This is a genomic window from Pseudomonas sp. RW10S2, from assembly GCF_014268985.1.
In the GTDB taxonomy this organism is placed as follows: Bacteria; Pseudomonadota; Gammaproteobacteria; order Pseudomonadales; family Pseudomonadaceae; genus Aquipseudomonas; species Aquipseudomonas wayambapalatensis.
On sequence record NZ_JABWRO010000065.1, the window covers coordinates 1 to 16,145 of the forward strand.

Annotated in this window: 17 protein-coding genes; 9 read left to right on the forward strand and 8 right to left on the reverse strand. The window is 63.4% G+C overall.

Annotated elements, in window-relative coordinates; all coding sequences use genetic code 11:
* Positions 1-56: 56 nt before the first annotated feature.
* Entirely contained in the window at positions 57-653 is a 597-nt protein-coding gene (locus HU729_RS15140; protein ID WP_186710808.1) for a Fe-Mn family superoxide dismutase, read from the reverse strand.
* 192 nt (positions 654-845) lie between these two features.
* Positions 846-1,445, reverse strand: a complete 600-nt coding sequence (locus tag HU729_RS15145) for a LysE/ArgO family amino acid transporter (RefSeq protein ID WP_186667320.1) — start codon at positions 1,443-1,445, stop codon at positions 846-848.
* Positions 1,446-1,572: 127 nt separating this feature from the next.
* On the opposite strand from HU729_RS15145, the gene HU729_RS15150 reads away from it, so the two are divergent.
* From HU729_RS15150 to HU729_RS15160, 3 genes are all read left to right on the forward strand, one after another.
* Positions 1,573-2,463 (forward strand): LysR family transcriptional regulator ArgP, encoded by an 891-nt coding sequence (locus tag HU729_RS15150; RefSeq protein ID WP_186710810.1) that lies wholly within the window; start codon positions 1,573-1,575, stop codon positions 2,461-2,463.
* A 49-nt stretch (positions 2,464-2,512) separates the two neighbouring features.
* A complete protein-coding gene (locus HU729_RS15155; protein ID WP_054893815.1) occupies positions 2,513-3,508 on the forward strand; it encodes an NAD(P)-dependent oxidoreductase in 996 nt (331 codons plus the stop codon).
* An 86-nt stretch (positions 3,509-3,594) separates the two neighbouring features.
* Entirely contained in the window at positions 3,595-4,407 is an 813-nt protein-coding gene (locus HU729_RS15160; protein ID WP_186710812.1) for an ATPase, read from the forward strand.
* A gap of 12 nt (positions 4,408-4,419) precedes the next feature.
* Here the strand turns inward: HU729_RS15160 and HU729_RS15165 are convergent, their stop codons facing one another.
* Entirely contained in the window at positions 4,420-5,613 is a 1,194-nt protein-coding gene (locus HU729_RS15165; RefSeq protein ID WP_186710814.1) for a DUF2599 domain-containing protein, read from the reverse strand.
* 521 nt (positions 5,614-6,134) lie between these two features.
* Here HU729_RS15165 and HU729_RS15170 point away from each other — a divergent pair.
* Entirely contained in the window at positions 6,135-7,979 is a 1,845-nt protein-coding gene (locus HU729_RS15170) for a hypothetical protein (protein ID WP_186710815.1), read from the forward strand.
* A gap of 126 nt (positions 7,980-8,105) precedes the next feature.
* Here HU729_RS15170 and HU729_RS15175 read toward each other — a convergent pair whose 3' ends face one another.
* Genes HU729_RS15175 through HU729_RS15185 form a run of 3 tightly spaced genes read right to left on the reverse strand, consistent with a single transcriptional unit; the run spans position 8,106 to position 10,663 of the window.
* Positions 8,106-9,155 (reverse strand): alkene reductase, encoded by a 1,050-nt coding sequence (locus tag HU729_RS15175; protein ID WP_186710816.1) that lies wholly within the window; start codon positions 9,153-9,155, stop codon positions 8,106-8,108.
* 19 nt (positions 9,156-9,174) lie between these two features.
* Positions 9,175-10,347, reverse strand: a complete 1,173-nt coding sequence (locus HU729_RS15180) for an MFS transporter (protein ID WP_186667314.1) — start codon at positions 10,345-10,347, stop codon at positions 9,175-9,177.
* A 13-nt stretch (positions 10,348-10,360) separates the two neighbouring features.
* Positions 10,361-10,663 carry a helix-turn-helix transcriptional regulator gene (locus HU729_RS15185; RefSeq protein ID WP_186667313.1) on the reverse strand — a complete coding sequence of 101 codons (303 nt, stop codon included), beginning with the start codon at positions 10,661-10,663 and terminating at the stop codon, positions 10,361-10,363.
* Between the two features lie 152 nt (positions 10,664-10,815).
* Between HU729_RS15185 and HU729_RS15190 the strand changes: the two genes are divergently transcribed.
* Positions 10,816-11,388 (forward strand): ACP phosphodiesterase, encoded by a 573-nt coding sequence (locus HU729_RS15190; RefSeq protein ID WP_186710817.1) that lies wholly within the window; start codon positions 10,816-10,818, stop codon positions 11,386-11,388.
* Between the two features lie 135 nt (positions 11,389-11,523).
* Here HU729_RS15190 and HU729_RS15195 read toward each other — a convergent pair whose 3' ends face one another.
* Positions 11,524-12,315: a lysophospholipid acyltransferase family protein gene (locus tag HU729_RS15195; RefSeq protein ID WP_186710818.1), complete on the reverse strand. Its 792-nt coding sequence runs from the start codon at positions 12,313-12,315 to the stop codon at positions 11,524-11,526.
* The gene (olsB, locus tag HU729_RS15200) at positions 12,315-13,070 is read right to left on the reverse strand and encodes an L-ornithine N(alpha)-acyltransferase (protein ID WP_186710819.1); all 756 of its coding nucleotides are present in this window, start codon (positions 13,068-13,070) and stop codon (positions 12,315-12,317) included. The genes HU729_RS15195 and olsB overlap by 1 nt, the downstream gene beginning before the upstream one ends.
* 136 nt (positions 13,071-13,206) lie before the next feature.
* On the opposite strand from olsB, the gene HU729_RS15205 reads away from it, so the two are divergent.
* From HU729_RS15205 to HU729_RS15220, 4 genes are read left to right on the forward strand one after another with little or no spacing between them, the layout of a single operon-like run.
* Positions 13,207-14,094: an acyl-CoA dehydrogenase gene (locus HU729_RS15205; protein WP_186710821.1), complete on the forward strand. Its 888-nt coding sequence runs from the start codon at positions 13,207-13,209 to the stop codon at positions 14,092-14,094.
* 42 nt (positions 14,095-14,136) lie between these two features.
* Entirely contained in the window at positions 14,137-15,225 is a 1,089-nt protein-coding gene (locus tag HU729_RS15210) for a serine hydrolase (RefSeq protein WP_272979728.1), read from the forward strand.
* Positions 15,222-15,518, forward strand: coding sequence for an amidase (locus HU729_RS15215; protein ID WP_186710822.1), 297 nt, complete (start codon positions 15,222-15,224; stop codon positions 15,516-15,518). The genes HU729_RS15210 and HU729_RS15215 overlap by 4 nt, the downstream gene beginning before the upstream one ends.
* Positions 15,519-15,563: 45 nt before the next feature.
* A complete protein-coding gene (locus tag HU729_RS15220; protein WP_186667307.1) occupies positions 15,564-16,145 on the forward strand; it encodes a YceI family protein in 582 nt (193 codons plus the stop codon).

Genomic DNA, 16,145 nt, shown 5'->3' on the forward strand with positions numbered 1-16,145 from the left:
CAAAAAAAAAAAAAAACCCCCCGGCCAGGGCCGGGTTTTTCGGAGCGCTGAACGAATCAGGCCTTGAAGGTCTTGCCTTCGAACTGCTCGGCAACGAACTTCCAGTTGACCAGGTTCCAGAATGCCTCGACGTACTTGGGACGCAGGTTGCGGTAGTCGATGTAGTAGGCGTGTTCCCAGACGTCGCAGGTCAGCAGCGGGGTGTCGCCGCTGGTCAGCGGGTTGCCGGCGCCGATGGTGCTGGCCAGGGCCAGGGAACCGTCGGCCTTCTTCACCAGCCAGCCCCAGCCGGAGCCGAAGGTGCCGACCGAAGTCTTGGTGAACTCTTCCTTGAACTTGTCGAAGGAACCGAAGGCCGCGTTGATCGCATCAGCCAGGGCGCCAGTCGGCTGGCCACCAGCGTTCGGTGCCAGGCAGTTCCAGTAGAAGGTGTGGTTCCAGACTTGAGCGGCGTTGTTGAAGATGCCGCCCGAGGAAGTCTTGACGATTTCTTCCAGCGACTTGCCTTCGAATTCGGTGCCTGGGACCAGGTTGTTCAGGTTCACGACATAGGTGTTGTGGTGCTTGTCGTGGTGAAACTCCAGGGTTTCCTTGGAGATGTGCGGCTGCAGGGCATCGTGGGCGTAGGGCAGCGGCGGCAATTCAAAAGCCATGGTGGATCTCCTGATTCAGGTCTGTTTGCGGTTTGCGCAAGGCCGATCACGGGCGGCCCGATGAGCGTCGGCGAGTTTGTACTCTTTGCGACGCAAGGGCTGGATCATAGCACCAGCCCCCGCGCATAACCACGCAACAACTATAGGGAATAGAGGTTCCAGAGCGGTTGGGCCCTGGCGACCAGTGGGGAATCAGCCGAGGATCAACTGCGCGGCCACGGCGAACATCATCACCGCCACCATCAGGTCCAGCAGCCGCCAGGTCCCGGGGCGCGCGAGCCAGGGCGCAAGCCAGGCGGCACCCAGGGCCAGGGTGAAGAACCACACCAGCGATGCGCTCGCCGCCCCGGCGACATAGGCACCGGGCACCGTCTGCTGGGCGCCGAGCGAGCCGATCAGCAGCACGGTGTCCAGGTAGACGTGGGGGTTGAGCAAGGTCACCGCCAAGGCACTGAGCAGTACGGCCCGGCGTGAACGCAGGCCTTGGCCTTGCTGCTGTTCCAGGCTCTGCTTGGAGCAGGCCCGCTGCAGGGCCTTGGCACCGTACCAGATCAGGAACACCGCGCCTCCCCAGCGTGCGGCGGCCAGCAAGGTCGGGTTGTGGGCCAGCACCGTCGCCAGGCCGAACACTCCGGCCGCCACCAGGATCGCGTCGCACAATACACACAGCAGGGCCACTGGCAGGTGATGTTCGCGGCGCAGGCTCTGGGCCAGGACAAAGGCGTTCTGGGTGCCGATGGCCATGATCAGGCCGAAGGCCACCAGCATGCCGTTCAAGTAACTCTGCCACATAGCGGGAACACTCCACGGGCGCCACCTTTGAAGGGCGACGCGGATTCACAAAGAAGATGCTGGCCATTGTGGGGAAGGGCGCTGTATAAGAAAAACAAATAGCACTCATCCGGCATTAGGAAAATCGATGTTCGACTACAAGTTGCTCGCTGCCCTCGCGGCGGTGATCGAACAAGGCGGGTTCGAGCGCGCCGCCCAGGTGCTCGGGCTCTCCCAGTCGGCTATCTCGCAACGTATAAAGCTGCTGGAGGCACGTGTCGGCCAGCCAGTGCTGGTGCGTGCCACGCCACCGAGCCCGACCGATGTCGGGCGACAGTTGCTCAACCATGTACAACAGGTGCGCCTGCTCGAACGTGACCTGCAGCGCCAGGTGCCCGCGCTGGATGAAGAGGGCGTGCCCGAACGCCTGCGTATCGCCCTCAACGCTGACAGCCTGGCGACCTGGTGGGCCGGGGCGGTGGGGGATTTCTGTGCCGGGCAACGGTTGCTGCTGGACCTGGTGGTCGAAGACCAGGAAGTCGGCCTGCGGCGCATGCGTGCCGGCGAGGTGGCGGCTTGCCTGTGCGGTAGCGAGCGCCCGGTGGCAGGGGCGCGCAGCCAGCCGTTGGGGGCGATGCGGTATCGCGCGCTGGCCAGCCCGGCGTTCATGGCGCGGCATTTTCCGCAGGGGTTCGAGGTGGCGCGGCTGGCCCGCACACCGGCGGTGGTCTTTGGACCTGACGACTTCCTGCAGCACCGCTACCTGGCGTCATTGGGGATCGAGGATGGTTTTCTCCATCACCTGTGCCCGTCGTCCGAGGGTTTTCTGCGTCTGACCGAAGCCGGGCTCGGTTGGGGCCTGGTGCCCGAACTGCAGGCTCGCGAACAACTGGCCAGCGGCCAGTTGGTGGAAATCTGCAGCGATACGCCCATCGATGTACCGTTGTACTGGCATCATTGGCGCAATGGCGGGCAACTGCTCGCCCAACTGACAGAACACCTGCGCCAGGCGGCGCCAGGGTGGCTGGTGCCCTTGTAGGCACGGGCAGCGTCAACTGCATCTGTAATCTGGCAAGGCGGAGTCTTACATGCGAATTCTGGTCACCGGCGCGAGCGGCTTCATTGGCGGGCGCTTTGCGCGTTTTGCCCTGGAGCAGGGCCTGCAGGTGCGGGTCAACGGCCGCCGTGCCGAAGGCGTCGAGCATCTGGTCAAGCGCGGGGCGCAGTTCATTCCGGGCGACCTGGGCGATGCCGAGGTGGCGCGCCGGCTGTGCCAGGGCGTCGATGCCGTGGTGCATTGCGCGGGAGCGGTGGGCAACTGGGGGCGTTATCAGGATTTTCATCATGGCAACGTGGTGCTCACCGAGAACGTGGTCGAAGGTTGCCTGAAAGAACATGTGCGGCGCTTGGTGCACCTATCGTCGCCGTCGATCTATTTCACTGGGCGCTCGCGCCTGGACATCCGCGAGGACCAGGTGCCGCGGCGTTTTCACGATCACTATGCGCTGACCAAGCACCTGGCCGAGCAGAAAGTCTTCGGTGCCCAGGAGTTCGGCCTCGAAGTGCTCGCCCTGCGCCCGCGCTTCGTCACCGGCGCAGGGGATGCGAGCATCTTCCCGCGGCTGATGCGCATGCAGGGCAAGGGACGTCTGGCGATCATCGGCAACGGCCTGAACAAGGTCGACTTCACCAGTGTGCACAACCTCAACGAGGCGCTGCTCAGCGCCCTGTTCGCCGAAGAGCAGGCGCTGGGCCAGGCCTACAACATCAGCAACGGCCAGCCTTTGCCACTGTGGGATGTGGTCAACTACGTGATGCGCCAGATGCAGTTGCCCCAGGTCACCCGCTACCGCTCCTATCGCCTCGCCTACAGCCTCGCGGCGGTCAACGAGGCAGCCTGCATGCTCTGGCCCGGGCGGCCGCAACCCACCCTGACACGCACCGCGATGCAGGTGATGAGCAAGGATTTCACCCTCGACATCAGCCGCGCCCGGCATAATCTCGACTACCGCCCCAAGGTCAGCCTGTGGACGGCGCTGGATGAATTCTGCGGCTGGTGGAAGCACCTGCCGGGCCAACAGTGAACCTGTCGGGCAGGCGGTGGTCAGCAGTGCGCCATCCCGGCGGTTTATAATATGTCTCTTTGCTATTAGTGCGGTCGAACCTACCCATGCGCAACGATGCCCACGATGATTTCGATGATGTGCCGGTCCTGAGGGCGGGTACTCCCGATGATGACGAGCTGCTCCCGGCCCATGTGGCACGTGGTCGGCAGAAAGCCGCGCGGCAGACCAGCAATGGCCCTTTGTGGGCGTTGCTGGTGGCCTCGTTCATCGCCCTGGCCGGGCTTGGCTGGTGGAGCTTCCAGCAGATTTCGCTGATGGAGCAGCAACTGGTGGCCACTCAGGAGAGCTTTGCCCGCATCAGCGAGGAAGCCGCCGGCCGCCTGCAGGCGATCAGCGGCAAGGTCGATGCCAGCGAGTCGAACAGCAGCACTGGCAGCGAAGCCCTGAAACTGCAGATTCGCCAGTTGCAGGCCAGCCTTGCCGAGCAGGGCAAGCAGCAGGAAGGCGTTGCCGGTCAGGCCGGCGATCTGGGCAAGCGCCTGGAACAGGTGCTGGCCGATACCCGCGCGCAGCAGAAGGCAGTGACCGAGCTACAGACCCAGTTGCAGGCGCAGCTCAAGGCGGTGAACACCGAGCTTGCGGCACTCAAGTCGGGCCAGGTCGATGGCGGCAAGCTCGATGGCCAGCTCAAGAGCCTGAGCAGCGAGGTGGCAGCGGTGAAGAAGCAAGGCGCTGCGCTCGAGAGCCTGGAGCAGGATGTGCTGGTGCTCAAGAGCCAGGCGGACAATCGCCCGGCAACTGCCAGTGGTGCCTCGGTGCAGGAGTTCGATGCTTTCCGTGGCCAGACCACGCGCAGCCTCAACACCCTGCAGAGCCAGATCCAGAACCTGCAGCAGCAGATCAACGCGCGGCCGTGAAAATGTAGCGTTTCAGCGCGGGTTGCAACCTTTGCGCAGATAGTCTTCCAGCGGCAGGTTCGGTCGGAACGGCTCGAGGTTCCATTCGGGCTTGTCGTGGGCGATACGCATGTGGCAGACCATCTGTTGGGTCATGCCACCCTTGTCATTATTCACCCAGCGTTGGTCTGCGCTGAATTTGTCGCGCATTTCCCGGTCAGCCGCGTTTTCCGCCTCTTCTGACGGGTTCGCTTTCACCGCCCTGGCGCAATCGGTCGGCACCAGTCCCAGCGCCCACTCCTTTTTACCCGGGTTGACGTCGCTGCGCTCGAACCAGTGGCCGGATACGAAGTAACGCTCACAGATCACGTCGCCCAGCTTTGCCTGGGAAGCTTCGACATAGTTGAAAAGAGCATCGCGATCTGCTTCTGGCAGTGTCAGTGTGATGATCGGGACGAAGGTTCCGGTTGCCTTGTAGAACTGACGTTGATCTTGCTGTGCCTTGAGCAGCCCCTGTGGACTGTCGTGCAGGTAGAAAAACGCCTGGATCGGCAGGTGAGCAGTGGGAATTCCCTCCCAGGTCTTGCCCCGCAGTTCGTTGTTCTGCTCGCCTGGCAGAAGCCCTGTGGCCTCTACCCCAGCATTGAAGCCGTTCACGGCGACCAGGCCCATCCCGTTAGCTACCGAGAAACCGCACTGCTTGGCGGGGTCATTGCCATAGTTGGCAAGCCATCCCTTGGCTGTGGTGATGTCTTGCAGATGGCAGGCGCGGCTGCTTGCGCCTCCCTCCTGTGATTCCCCGCAACCGTGGTCTGAACGCGTCCGTCGTCCACCGTCGACTGGAAAGAAGCACAGTAGCTGCAGCGTCCGACTTTCTTTCGGTTGTTGTTCTGCCGGGTAAATGATGTAGCCGTTGGTGTCGTTCAAGGCCAGATGGCTGAAGGTGGCATCTTTTGCCAGATACGTGTAGGCCGTACCGCCATTCTCGCGCTCCTCTGGTGTCGGATCCCAGCTGTTCTCCTGATTCATGTGGGTCGTGCCCTTGAGTATCACGCCTGCGCACAGGAAGCGGGGTTTGTTGGTGCTGCCACAGTTCGGGGGGCTCTGCAGGTAGCGGACACTCAGGGCATGTGCCGTTTCCGGTCCTGGCGCCGCCAGTGCTGAGTGATTGAGAACCAGACTGGCTGCAAGCAGGCTCAGCCTAAATAGGACGGGAGGCAGGTACATGGCAGCTCCATTGCAGGGTTGATGACGCTGTCCGCGCGATTTCGCTATGACAAACAGTTGCTGTTTCATCGACCTTAGGCAAATACGTATATCTGAGCAACTGGTAAAAATGATAGTGGCGTGCGGGCACCTGTTAATTTTGTCAGGTGTGCAGTCTTCAAGTTGTTGCTAGATTGTCATTGCAACTTCGTACTCCGGGTCAGGCGTCAAGCGAGATACGGTTTCACCGTTTTTCTTGTTATTGCCAGTTTCGCTCGCGTTGGGAGTAGCAGGCCAAATTTCATCTCTTGTTAAACACTGAAGTTGCTCAGTTGTATCCTGGCAACATCATCCACTGTGCGACAGCGGCCGGGTCATCGTTTCGTCGGTGCCTCTAACTGGATTCGAAGTAACTCCAATTTTCGAGCACTCTGGAGCCTCGGCGGGGGCGCGCTTTCTTAAATTTTGGGGGATTTCATGAAGGGATCCAAACACGGGAAAGGTGCGTTCACCTACAACCCGGCAGATCAAGGAGTGACACCATGAAAGCTCTGGCATGGATAGCCGTAGTCGGCTCGCTACAGTTAGCGCTGGTTGCCTGTGTCCCCAACGGCAAAGAAACCGCAGTACCTGAGCAGGCCGTGCGTGCGGGCTTCGATGTACCCGCACCGGTGCTGGTCGAAGCGCGTGACAGGCAGATCGGCCTCGATAGCTTCAAAGATGAGCTCAGTGTGCATGTGGACTACCCGGCGATGGCTGCAGGGCATACCGTCGGGTTGCGCTGGCAAGGCAAGAAATCCAAGTATTTGCCGGTTCAGACCGTCAAGCAGGCAGGGCCTCTGGTGTTCAAGGTGCCCAGGGAACTGGTCGAGGAAGTTGTCGGTGGTACTGCGCGACTGACCTCCAGTGTCGGGGTAAATGGCTCGAACTTGATCATTTCCGACCCAATCGTTGTAACGGTGGTGAAGTCGTTGCCGTTCGACGTTCCTGCACCGAAGCTGCTCGGCATCGACAAGAACGGCGATTATCGTCCAGGCAGCGATGTCACGACGGTTGAAGTTGACTATCCCGGCATGAAAGTGGGTGACATGGTCGGACTTCGATGGAAAGGCCGCAAAACCCGCGATCTGTCGCTCAAGGAGGTCAAGAAAGTTGCGCCGGTGTCATTCGAGGTACCGTTCGATACGGTCAGCCTCTTTACTGGAAGTGCGGTGATCATCTCCGCCAGTGTGGGTGGAGACGGAAATCCGTTGCGTATTTCCCAGGCGCTCAGTGCGCGAATACTGGAACGGATGATGATTGAGGCGCCCACAGCCGAGCAAGCCTCGAAGGGTGAACTCGACCTCAATCTGATCATGGGCAGCACGACGATCAAGGTGGATGGCCAGCAGTTGCGCAAGGGCGATACCGTCGGAATGCGCTGGCAAGGAGGGGCGCGTCTGGACCTGCCCACGCAACGATTCGGCGGTACGGGAGATATCCGCTTCCAGATCGCCAAAGACGATGTTGCCAAGGACCTAGGCAAGACCGTGAGGCTCACTGCGAGCCTGGGGCGTGGCGGCAATCCGCTGGTGATTTCCGAGCCGCTGGATTTGAAGATCGTCAAGTCCGCACTTGCTCCCGGGGAGGTCGTCGCAGCACGCTTGAACGAGCGCTACCGCAAGGTACCTGCTGCCTGTGCCGGCAATACCCCGGCGTACTACTGCAGCGGTGTGCTGGCGCGGGGCACGTACAACGAGAATTTCGATCCTTGGAACCCGAGTCCGAACGCGGTGAAGCTGGGGGGCGTGTCGTTCACATACCTGCGCATGGACTCCCATGTCACCAGCCTCGCCATAAACAGTGGCTTCATCTTCAGCGACCAGGAAACCGCCATCGCTCAGAACAAGGCCCAGGAACTGCTCTGTATCTATCCCCATAACGCAGGCACTTCGAGTAATTACAAGCAGAACGGTTGTGGATCCCGACAGGGGCTTCTGGCTGCCGATCTGAGCTCCTGTGCTGCAAAAGGTATTACCACGGCAGCGCAGTGGATCACACATGCCTCTGGTATCGCCAACAGCACCTTGCAATGTTCGCTGAGCACACAGGTACCCTCGCAGTTCCTGGCCGCGTTGGAGGCGAAGGGCACACCGCTGAGAATTTCGAGTCCCTGGAACGAGGTTCTCGTGCGGACCTGGGCGCAGAATATCGGTGAGAAACTGCCTCTCGAGGCTTTCTTCTACTTTGCCAATGTGGCCGGAGCGGACGCGAGCGCCAAGACATACCAGACAAAATTCAAAGCTCGCACCAATCTTTGGGTTCCGGTGATCAGGCTGGATCAGACCCAGTATGGCAAGGGCAATCCCTTCGAATACCGGGCTGTGGATCAGGCGGTGCAGCCATGAAGGCCCATGGCAGGTGGCGGATGAGTCACGCAGAGTAAACCGCTTCGGCATTATTGCCTGTGGGTTCTGGCCACTAAGCGGACACCAGCAGAGGATGAGCGGGTGCAGCTCATCCTCTGCCCTGCATCACAGGCGCGGGTAGTCGATGTAACCCACAGGACCCTTGCCGTAGAAGGTTTCAGGGTGCGGCTCGTTCAGCGGCGCATCGGCGGCCAGACGCGCCGGCAGGTCGGGGTTGGCGATGAACGGGATGCCGAAGGCCACGGCATCGGCCTTGCCGCTGGCCAGTGCCGCGTTGGCGGTGGCCTTGGTGAAGCGTTCGTTGACGATGTAGGGGCCGCCGAACGCCTCTTTGATCAGCGGGCCGATGCTGTCGTCGCCTTCTTTTTCCCGCGAGCAGATGAAGGCGATGCCACGCTTGCCCAGTTCACGGGCAACGTAGGTGAAGGTCTCGGCGCGGTCGGCATCGCCCATGTCGTGGGCATCGGCCCGTGGTGCCAGGTGCACGCCGACGCGCTTGGGGCCCCAGACGTCGACCACCGCGTCGGTCACTTCCAGCAGCAGGCGGGCACGGTTTTCCAGCGAGCCGCCGTATTGGTCGGTGCGCTGGTTGGTGCTGCTCTGCAGGAACTGGTCGAGCAGGTAACCATTGGCGCCATGGATTTCCACGCCGTCGAAACCAGCAGCCTTGGCGTTCTCGGCACCGGTCCGGTAAGCCTCGACGAGGTCGGCGATTTCTTCGGTTTCCAGCGCGCGGGGTGTCGGGTAGTCGCTCAGCGGGCGCACCAGGCTGACGTGGCCTTTGGGCTGGATTGCGCTTGGCGCCACCGGCAGCTCACCGTTGAGGTACGACGGGTGGGAGATGCGCCCGACGTGCCACAGTTGCAGGAAGATGCGCCCGCCAGCGCCATGCACGGCCTGGGTCACGTTGTGCCAGCCGCGGACCTGGTCGTTGGACCAGATGCCGGGGGTGTCGGGATAGCCGACGCCCATCGGTGTGACCGAGGTGGCTTCGGTCAGGATCAGGCCAGCGCTGGCGCGCTGCACGTAGTACTCGGCCATCAGTGCGTTGGGCACGCGGCCCTCGTCGGCGCGGCAACGGGTCAGCGGGGCCATGATGATGCGGTTGGGGAGCTCGAGGTCGCCCAGGGTGATCGGATCGAAAAGCGTGGTCATGTCGAAAGCCTCGCGTAGGTCAGTTGGATGCAGCGGCCAGCTCGGCATCGTTGTCGCCGCGCTGGTTGAAAGTGATCAGGGTGACGATCAGCGCCAGGACAGCCAGGGCGCCTGCGGCCAGCGGTACGCTGGTCAGGCCCAGGCCGTGGGCGATGACGCTGCCGCCAACCCAGGCGCCCAGGGCGTTGCCCAGGTTGAAGGCGCCGATGTTCAGGGTCGAGACCAGGTTCGGCGCATCCTTGCCGTAGGTGACCACGTTGACCTGCAGCGCTGGAACGGCGGCGAAGGCGGCGGTGGCCCAGAGGAACAGGGTGATTTCGGCGGGCACCAGCGCGTTGCTGGTCCAGCTGAACAGGGTGGAGACCACTGCCATGGTGGCGAACACACCCACCAGGGTGGCCGCGAGGCGGCGATCGGCGAGCTTGCCTCCGATGATGTTACCCAGCGTCAGGCCCAGGCCGATCAGCACCAGGGTCCAGGTCACGCCGCGTGGCGATACGCCGGTCACATCACCGAGCAGTGGCGCAACGTAGGTGAACAGGGCGAACACCGAGGCCGAGAACAGCACGGTCATGCTCAGCGACAACCAGATCCGGGCGCCCTTGAGGGAGGCGAGTTCAGCGCGCATGTCGACCTTTTCGGCATCCTGCTGCAGCGGCAGGAAGCGGATCAGGCCGATCAATGCGATCACGCCGATGCCGGTCACGGCCCAGAAGGTCGAGCGCCAGCCGGCGACCTGGCCCAGGGCAGTGCCCAGTGGCACACCCAGCACGTTGGCCAGGGTCAGACCTGTGAACATCAGCGCTACGGCCGAGGCGCGGCGGTTGGCTGGCACCAGACTGGCCGCCACCACCGAGCCGATACCGAAGAAGGCACCGTGGCACAGGGCGGTGACCACGCGGGCGAACATCAGCAGGTTGTAGTCGCTGGCCACTGCACACAGCAGGTTGCCGACGATGAACACGCCCATCAGCACCACCAGCGCAGCCTTGCGTGGCAGGCGGGCGGTGGCCAGGGCCATGAACGGCGCGCCGATCGCCACGCCCAGGGCGTAGCCGGTCACCAGCCATCCGGCTCCGGGAATGCTCACACCCAGGTCGCGCGCCACATCGGGCAGCAGGCCCATGATGACGAACTCGGTGGTGCCGATGGCAAAGGCGCTCAGCGCCAGGATCAACAGTGAAAGGGGCATTGCAAGGTCCTTGTCAGAGCTCTTGGCTCATCTGCTCGAGGAAGGCCTGGATGGTGTCCTCGTTGCGCTTGAAGAAATGCCACTGCCCGACCTTCTGGCTGCTGATCAGGCCTGCGCGCTGCAAGGTGGCCAGGTGGGCAGAGACGGTCGACTGCGACAGGCCGCAGCGTTGATCGATCTGCCCGGCACAGACGCCGAATTCGGTGCTGTGGTGCTGGTCGGGGAATTGCGCCGCAGGGTCCTTCAGCCAGTTGAGGATGTCTCGGCGGACCGGATGGGCCAGGGCTTTTATTATTTCGTCGAGGTCGAGAGGCATGGTTGGGCTCGTGGTGTGTAGCGGTATATCGCGATGGGGCGAAATATAAATCGGTATTTCGCGATATACAAATATGAAGAGGTTCTGAGCTCAGCCGAAATCGCTATATCGCGTTATAACGATATACGCGGCGACAGTGCTAGACTTCCGCCATGAATTACCTCGCACACCTGCACCTTGGCGGCCCGGCGCCGCAGCAACTGCTCGGCAGCCTGTACGGCGATTTCGTCAAAGGCCCGCTCGAAGGGCGCTTTGCGCCTGAGCTGGAGGCGGCGATCCGGCTGCACCGACAGATCGATCGCTACACCGACAGCCATCCGCTGGTACTGGCGGCGCTGGCGCGCTTCCCGCAGGAGCGTCGGCGGTTTGCCGGGATCGTGCTCGACGTGTTCTTCGATCACTGCCTGGCACGGCATTGGGCGGATTACGCCGAGCAGCCGCTGGCGCAGTTTACCGACACCTTTTACCGGGTGCTGTTGGCCGAGCCGCAGTTGCCGGGGCGCTTGGCACGTATTGCGCCGTTCATGGCAGCGGATGACTGGCTGGGAGCCTATGGTGATTTCGCCACGCTGGAGCAAGTGTTCGGGGGGATCGCGCGGCGGCTGTCGAAGCCGCAGGGCATGAACGGGGTGATGGCGGAGCTGGAGCGGTTGTATGAGCCGTTGCTGGCGGATTTTCGTGAGTTCTACCCGCAGTTGCAGGTGTTTGCGGCGGCGGGGCGGTGAGGTTTTGCAGTGTTTGCCAGGGCCCTATCGCGGGGCAAGCCCGCTCCCACAGGTACCGAACTGATTTTAAGTACAGCGGGGTGCCTGTGGGAGCGGGCTTGCCCCGCGATAGGGCCGCTCGCCCCACCCCAGCAATCAGGCCGCTTTTGCCTGCCGACGCGGCACCGCCACCTCGACGTCCTCGACCCCGAACAAAGCCACCTGAATCGCCTGCTGCGCCATGAAGGCCAGCGCCGCACGTTCCTTGCCCTGGCTCTCCACCGGCGCCAGCAGGTGAATCACCACCTCCCCCCGCTCCCGGCCAAACAAGCGCATCAGGTGCGAAACCATGTCGTCATCGCCGATGAACGGTGCGATCGGGTCCGGTTCGCCGTTGCGCAGGTACTGGATCGCCACTGGCTGCACGGGTGTGTCCTGATCGATGGCGCCGGCCAGCAGGCGTCCGTGGAAGGTGCGCAGGGCGCGACCGTCGGTGGTGGTGCCTTCAGGGAAAATCAACAACGGTCGGGCCTGGCCCAGTTGCTCGCTGATCTGTTCGCGCAGACGCTGGGCATCACCCCCGCCACGGCGAATGAACAAGGTGCCGGCCTTCTGCGCCAGCCAGCCGGCCAACGGCCATTGGCGTACCTCGGCCTTGGACAGGAACGACAGCGGCGTGAGCATGCCCAGCAGGGGAATGTCGGTCCATGACACGTGGTTGCTGACCCACAGCATCGAGCGCTGTGGCAGTTCACCGACGACCCGCACGTCAAAGGGCAGGGCGCCGATCAGGCGTTTCATGAACAGGCAGGTCCAACGTTGCCGCCGCTCGATGGAGGCGTGCAGCCCCAAGCGTTCGCCCAAGGCGATGACGCTGGCCATGGCGATCCCCAGCAACAGCACCAGTACCAGGCGCAGGAGGCGGGCGCAGGCCCGCAGGCCCGGCATCAGACTGCCGCCTTGAAGTGGCGGGCGTAGCGCGGGCAGAGGTCATCGCGCTTGAGCAGGATGAACACGTCGGCGACCTGGAAGTCTTGGTCCCAGCAGGGCTCCCCACAGATCTTCGCCCCCAGGCGCATGTACGCCTTGAGCAACGGTGGCATCTCGGTGATGACGTTGTTCGGCAGGGCCAGGGTGGGGAGCGGTTTTTTCGGCTCGGCGCGCAGGTGCTCGGTGCACAGGTAGCGTTCGCGCAGGCGCTGCATGATCGCGTGGGCCTGGATGCCGCCGTCCTGCATGGGGATGCTGGCGCAGCCCATCAGGTAGCTGTAGCGGCCTTCGTTGAGCACTTCGGCAAGCTCGCCCCAGAGCACGGCGATGGTGCCGCCGTTGCGGTAGTCGGGATCGACGCAGGTGCGACCCAGTTCCAGGATCGGGCCTTGCAGTTGCAGCAGCCCGTGCAGGCTGAATTCTTCTTCGCTGTAGAAGCGGCCCAGGCTGCTGGCGGCCTGGTGGTCGAGCAGGCGGGTGGTGGCGACCAATTGGCCGGTGGCCAGGTCGCGCACACCGATGTGGCGGCAGTGGATATCGTAGTCATCCATGTCCAGGCCCAGTTCCGCGCCCTTGAGCTTGGCCTTGAATTCGGCGCTGAACACCTTGAAACGCAGGGCCTGTGCTTCCTGCAGGGCCGCGGCGCCGACCAGGCGTTCGGCTTGCAGACGGCGTTCAGTGCTGTTGTCGCCAGAGCGAGCGATCCGAGTCATTGCGAGTCTCCATAAGCCAGCCAAATAGGGTTGCGGCCGGTCGGCTTTGTTGTGCAAAGTCAGCCTAGGTAGGCGCGGTGTCACCTCCGTGAATCTTTGGTGATGCTTGCGTGACACCCCTCACGAGGAGCATTCGATGACCTGGTTGCAACGACTCAACGACCCGCTGCGCCAGGCGCTGGCGGCCACTCTGGGCGAGACCTATGCGGCCACGCTGGAGCGTCTGGGCGCAGTCACGCCGTTCGAACTGGCGGCGCTGGGTGGGCGCGCGATGGACACGCCGGGATTGGCCTTTCTGGTCGGTTACCAGGCCGCCTTGCGTGTGCTCTGGCCCAGCGCGCCTGCGGGGTTGGGGGCCTTGTGCGCCACCGAGCGACGCAGTGTGCGTCCGGCCGACATGCACACCCGTCTCGATGGGCTGCGGCTGAGTGGTCGCAAGGATTTCGTCACCGCCGGTCTCGACGCCGAATGGTTGCTGGTGGCGGCCCGCAGCGAAGCGCAGGGCGAGAGCGCGCGGCTGAGCCTGGCGGTGGTCTACCCCGGTGAGCCCGGCGTGACCCTCGAAGCGTTGCCGACCCTGCCGTTGATGCCTGAGGTCGGCCATGCCCGTGTCGAACTGAAGCACGCGGCCTGCGAGCTGCTGGCGGGTGATGGCTGGGAGGCCTATGTCAAACCGTTCCGCTCCCTCGAAGACCTCTATGTACTCACCGCGCTGCTCGGGTGGCTGCACGGCGTTGCCCAGGAGTGCACCTGGCCCCAGGTGTTGCGCCTGCGCCTGATTGGCCTGCTCGCTGCCTGTGCCGAGGCCAGCCGACAGTGCGCCGACAGCGTGGGCAGTCATCTGTTGCTGGCCGGCCTGTTCGCCCAGTTCCAGGCACTGCGTGGTGATATCGACGCGGCCCTGGCCAGCGGCCCCGGGCACTGGGCGCAACTTTGGCAGCGCGACCAGGGGCTGCTGGCACTGGCCGCCGCGACCCGGGAAAAACGCCTGGCCAAGGCCTGGGCTGCTGCAGGATTGTCATGAAGCCCAGGCATGCTCCGCCGATTGACCGCGCGTGAGGTATCGATGGGCAAACTGAAGGTGGTGCTGGGGATTCTCGGATTGATCGCCCTGCCGGTGTTCGCCGAGGAGTGGCCGGACAGCCAATGGCAGCAGGATCCGACGCGGTACGACTGGCAGGCTGTCGACGACTATGCCTTCGCGCTGCGCAACGATGTCGATCGCAGCGGTGTGCGCAGCGATGCACTGCTGATCATTCGTGACGGTCGCGTTCTGTACGAGCGCTACGCAGCGCCTACAGGCGTCGACACCCCGCACCTGACCTGGTCGATCAGCAAGAGCGTGCTGGCCACGTTGCTGGGCGTCGCCCGCGGCGAAGGGCGTTTCCAGCTCGATGATCCGGCCGCCCGTTACTACCCCGCCTTGCGTGAGCATCCGCAACTGCGCCTGGTCGACCTGCTGCACTGGGCCAGCGGCCTGGCCTGGCAGGAAGACTATGAATACGCGCCGCTCAAATCCTCGGTCGTGGCAATGCTCTATACCCGCGGGCGCAATGACATGGCGGCCTACACCGCTGGCATGGCCCAAGCCGAGCTGCCGGGGCAGCACTTTGCCTATTCCAGCGGCGACAGCAATCTGCTGGCCGCGGCGCTACGCGGCATGCTCGGGGCGGACCAGTACGCCGACTATCCCTGGCAGGCGCTGTTCACCCCGCTGGGTATCACGCATGCGGTGTGGGAGCGCGACGGTGTTGGCACCTATGTCGGCTCCTCCTACCTCTACCTCAGTGCCCGCGATCTTGCGCGCATCGGCCTGCTGATGCAGCGCGACGGGCGCTGGCGTGAGCAGCAACTGCTGCCTGCCGATTGGGTGGCCTTCAATCGCACCCTGTTCACCCATGCCGAGCCGGTGCCGGGCGATGCCAACCCCGGCGGGCACTGGTGGCTGAACCAGCCGCTGCCGGGCAACCCTCCGCCCTGGCCGGATGCCCCCACCGATACCTTCGCCGCCCTCGGTCACTGGGGCCAGGCGCTATATGTGCTGCCCACGCAGAAGCTGGTGATCGTACGCTACGGCGACGACCGCGACGGCAGCTACAGCCATAACGAACTGCTCAAGCGCGTGCTGGCCGTGCTGGCGAAGGCGGGTGCATGAAGCGGATCTTGCTGGTGTTGCTGCTGGTCCTGCTGGCCTGGGCATGGACCGAACGTCAGGCCCTGTCGGACTTTCCGAGCATTCTTTCGGCCTACTCGGCAAAGGAGTACTGCTCGTGCCGCTTCGTCATGGGTTTTGACGAGGCCTATTGCCGCGCCTATGTGAAGCAGTACCTGCCATTGGGGCGCCTGGAAGAGGACAGCCGCGCACGCAGCGTGCTCGCCGAAGGCCTAGGACGGCATAGCATGGCTGTCTGGCAGGGGCCGCGCGAGGGTTGTCGCTTGCTGCCGTGAAGGCCTGCGGGGTAAGGTTGTCGGCCTTGCTTCACGAGGTTTCACATGCCCACCTTGCTCCGCCTGCTACCTGCCCTGTTACTGGCCCTGTGCCTGCCTGCCCATGCCAACTGGCACCTGGACGGTGAGTCTTCGCGCCTGTCGTTCATCACCGGCAAGAACGGCGATACTGCCGAAGTGCACCGCTTCCTGGTATTGCACGGCACCATCGACCGCAAGGGTGTGGCTGGCTTGAGCATCGAGATGGATTCGGTGAGCAGTGGTATCCCGCTGCGTGACGAGCGCATGCGTGACACCCTGTTCGAGGTCGAGCGCTTCCCCGAAGCGACGGTCAAGGCCCAGCTCGACCTGCGCCCGATCAACGACCTTGCCAACGGTGCCCAACTGGAACTGCGCCTGCCGCTGACCGTGACGCTGCATGGCCAGTCCCACAGCTACAACGCCCTGCTGCTGGCCACCCGCCTCGATGAGCGGCGATTCCAGGTGGTGACCCTCGAGCCGCTGCTGTTGCGTGCCGAAGACTATGGCTTGCTGCCAGGGCTGGAACGCCTGCGCACCTTCGCCGGGCTCAAGTCCATCAACCCGTCGGTGCCGGTGAGCGCGGTGCTGATCTTCACCGCGCGCTGA

Coding starts and splice junctions, on each gene's coding strand:
- HU729_RS15210 (WP_272979728.1), top strand. CDS start 14,137: ATGGGCAAACTGAAGGTGGTGCTGGGGATTCTCGGATTGATCGCCCTG.
- HU729_RS15165 (WP_186710814.1), bottom strand. CDS start 5,613: ATGTACCTGCCTCCCGTCCTATTTAGGCTGAGCCTGCTTGCAGCCAGT.
- HU729_RS15215 (WP_186710822.1), top strand. CDS start 15,222: ATGAAGCGGATCTTGCTGGTGTTGCTGCTGGTCCTGCTGGCCTGGGCA.
- HU729_RS15145 (WP_186667320.1), bottom strand. CDS start 1,445: ATGTGGCAGAGTTACTTGAACGGCATGCTGGTGGCCTTCGGCCTGATC.
- HU729_RS15160 (WP_186710812.1), top strand. CDS start 3,595: ATGCGCAACGATGCCCACGATGATTTCGATGATGTGCCGGTCCTGAGG.
- HU729_RS15220 (WP_186667307.1), top strand. CDS start 15,564: ATGCCCACCTTGCTCCGCCTGCTACCTGCCCTGTTACTGGCCCTGTGC.
- olsB (WP_186710819.1), bottom strand. CDS start 13,070: ATGACTCGGATCGCTCGCTCTGGCGACAACAGCACTGAACGCCGTCTG.
- HU729_RS15175 (WP_186710816.1), bottom strand. CDS start 9,155: ATGACCACGCTTTTCGATCCGATCACCCTGGGCGACCTCGAGCTCCCC.
- HU729_RS15140 (WP_186710808.1), bottom strand. CDS start 653: ATGGCTTTTGAATTGCCGCCGCTGCCCTACGCCCACGATGCCCTGCAG.
- HU729_RS15155 (WP_054893815.1), top strand. CDS start 2,513: ATGCGAATTCTGGTCACCGGCGCGAGCGGCTTCATTGGCGGGCGCTTT.
- HU729_RS15190 (WP_186710817.1), top strand. CDS start 10,816: ATGAATTACCTCGCACACCTGCACCTTGGCGGCCCGGCGCCGCAGCAA.
- HU729_RS15170 (WP_186710815.1), top strand. CDS start 6,135: ATGAAAGCTCTGGCATGGATAGCCGTAGTCGGCTCGCTACAGTTAGCG.
- HU729_RS15205 (WP_186710821.1), top strand. CDS start 13,207: ATGACCTGGTTGCAACGACTCAACGACCCGCTGCGCCAGGCGCTGGCG.
- HU729_RS15185 (WP_186667313.1), bottom strand. CDS start 10,663: ATGCCTCTCGACCTCGACGAAATAATAAAAGCCCTGGCCCATCCGGTC.
- HU729_RS15180 (WP_186667314.1), bottom strand. CDS start 10,347: ATGCCCCTTTCACTGTTGATCCTGGCGCTGAGCGCCTTTGCCATCGGC.
- HU729_RS15195 (WP_186710818.1), bottom strand. CDS start 12,315: ATGCCGGGCCTGCGGGCCTGCGCCCGCCTCCTGCGCCTGGTACTGGTG.
- HU729_RS15150 (WP_186710810.1), top strand. CDS start 1,573: ATGTTCGACTACAAGTTGCTCGCTGCCCTCGCGGCGGTGATCGAACAA.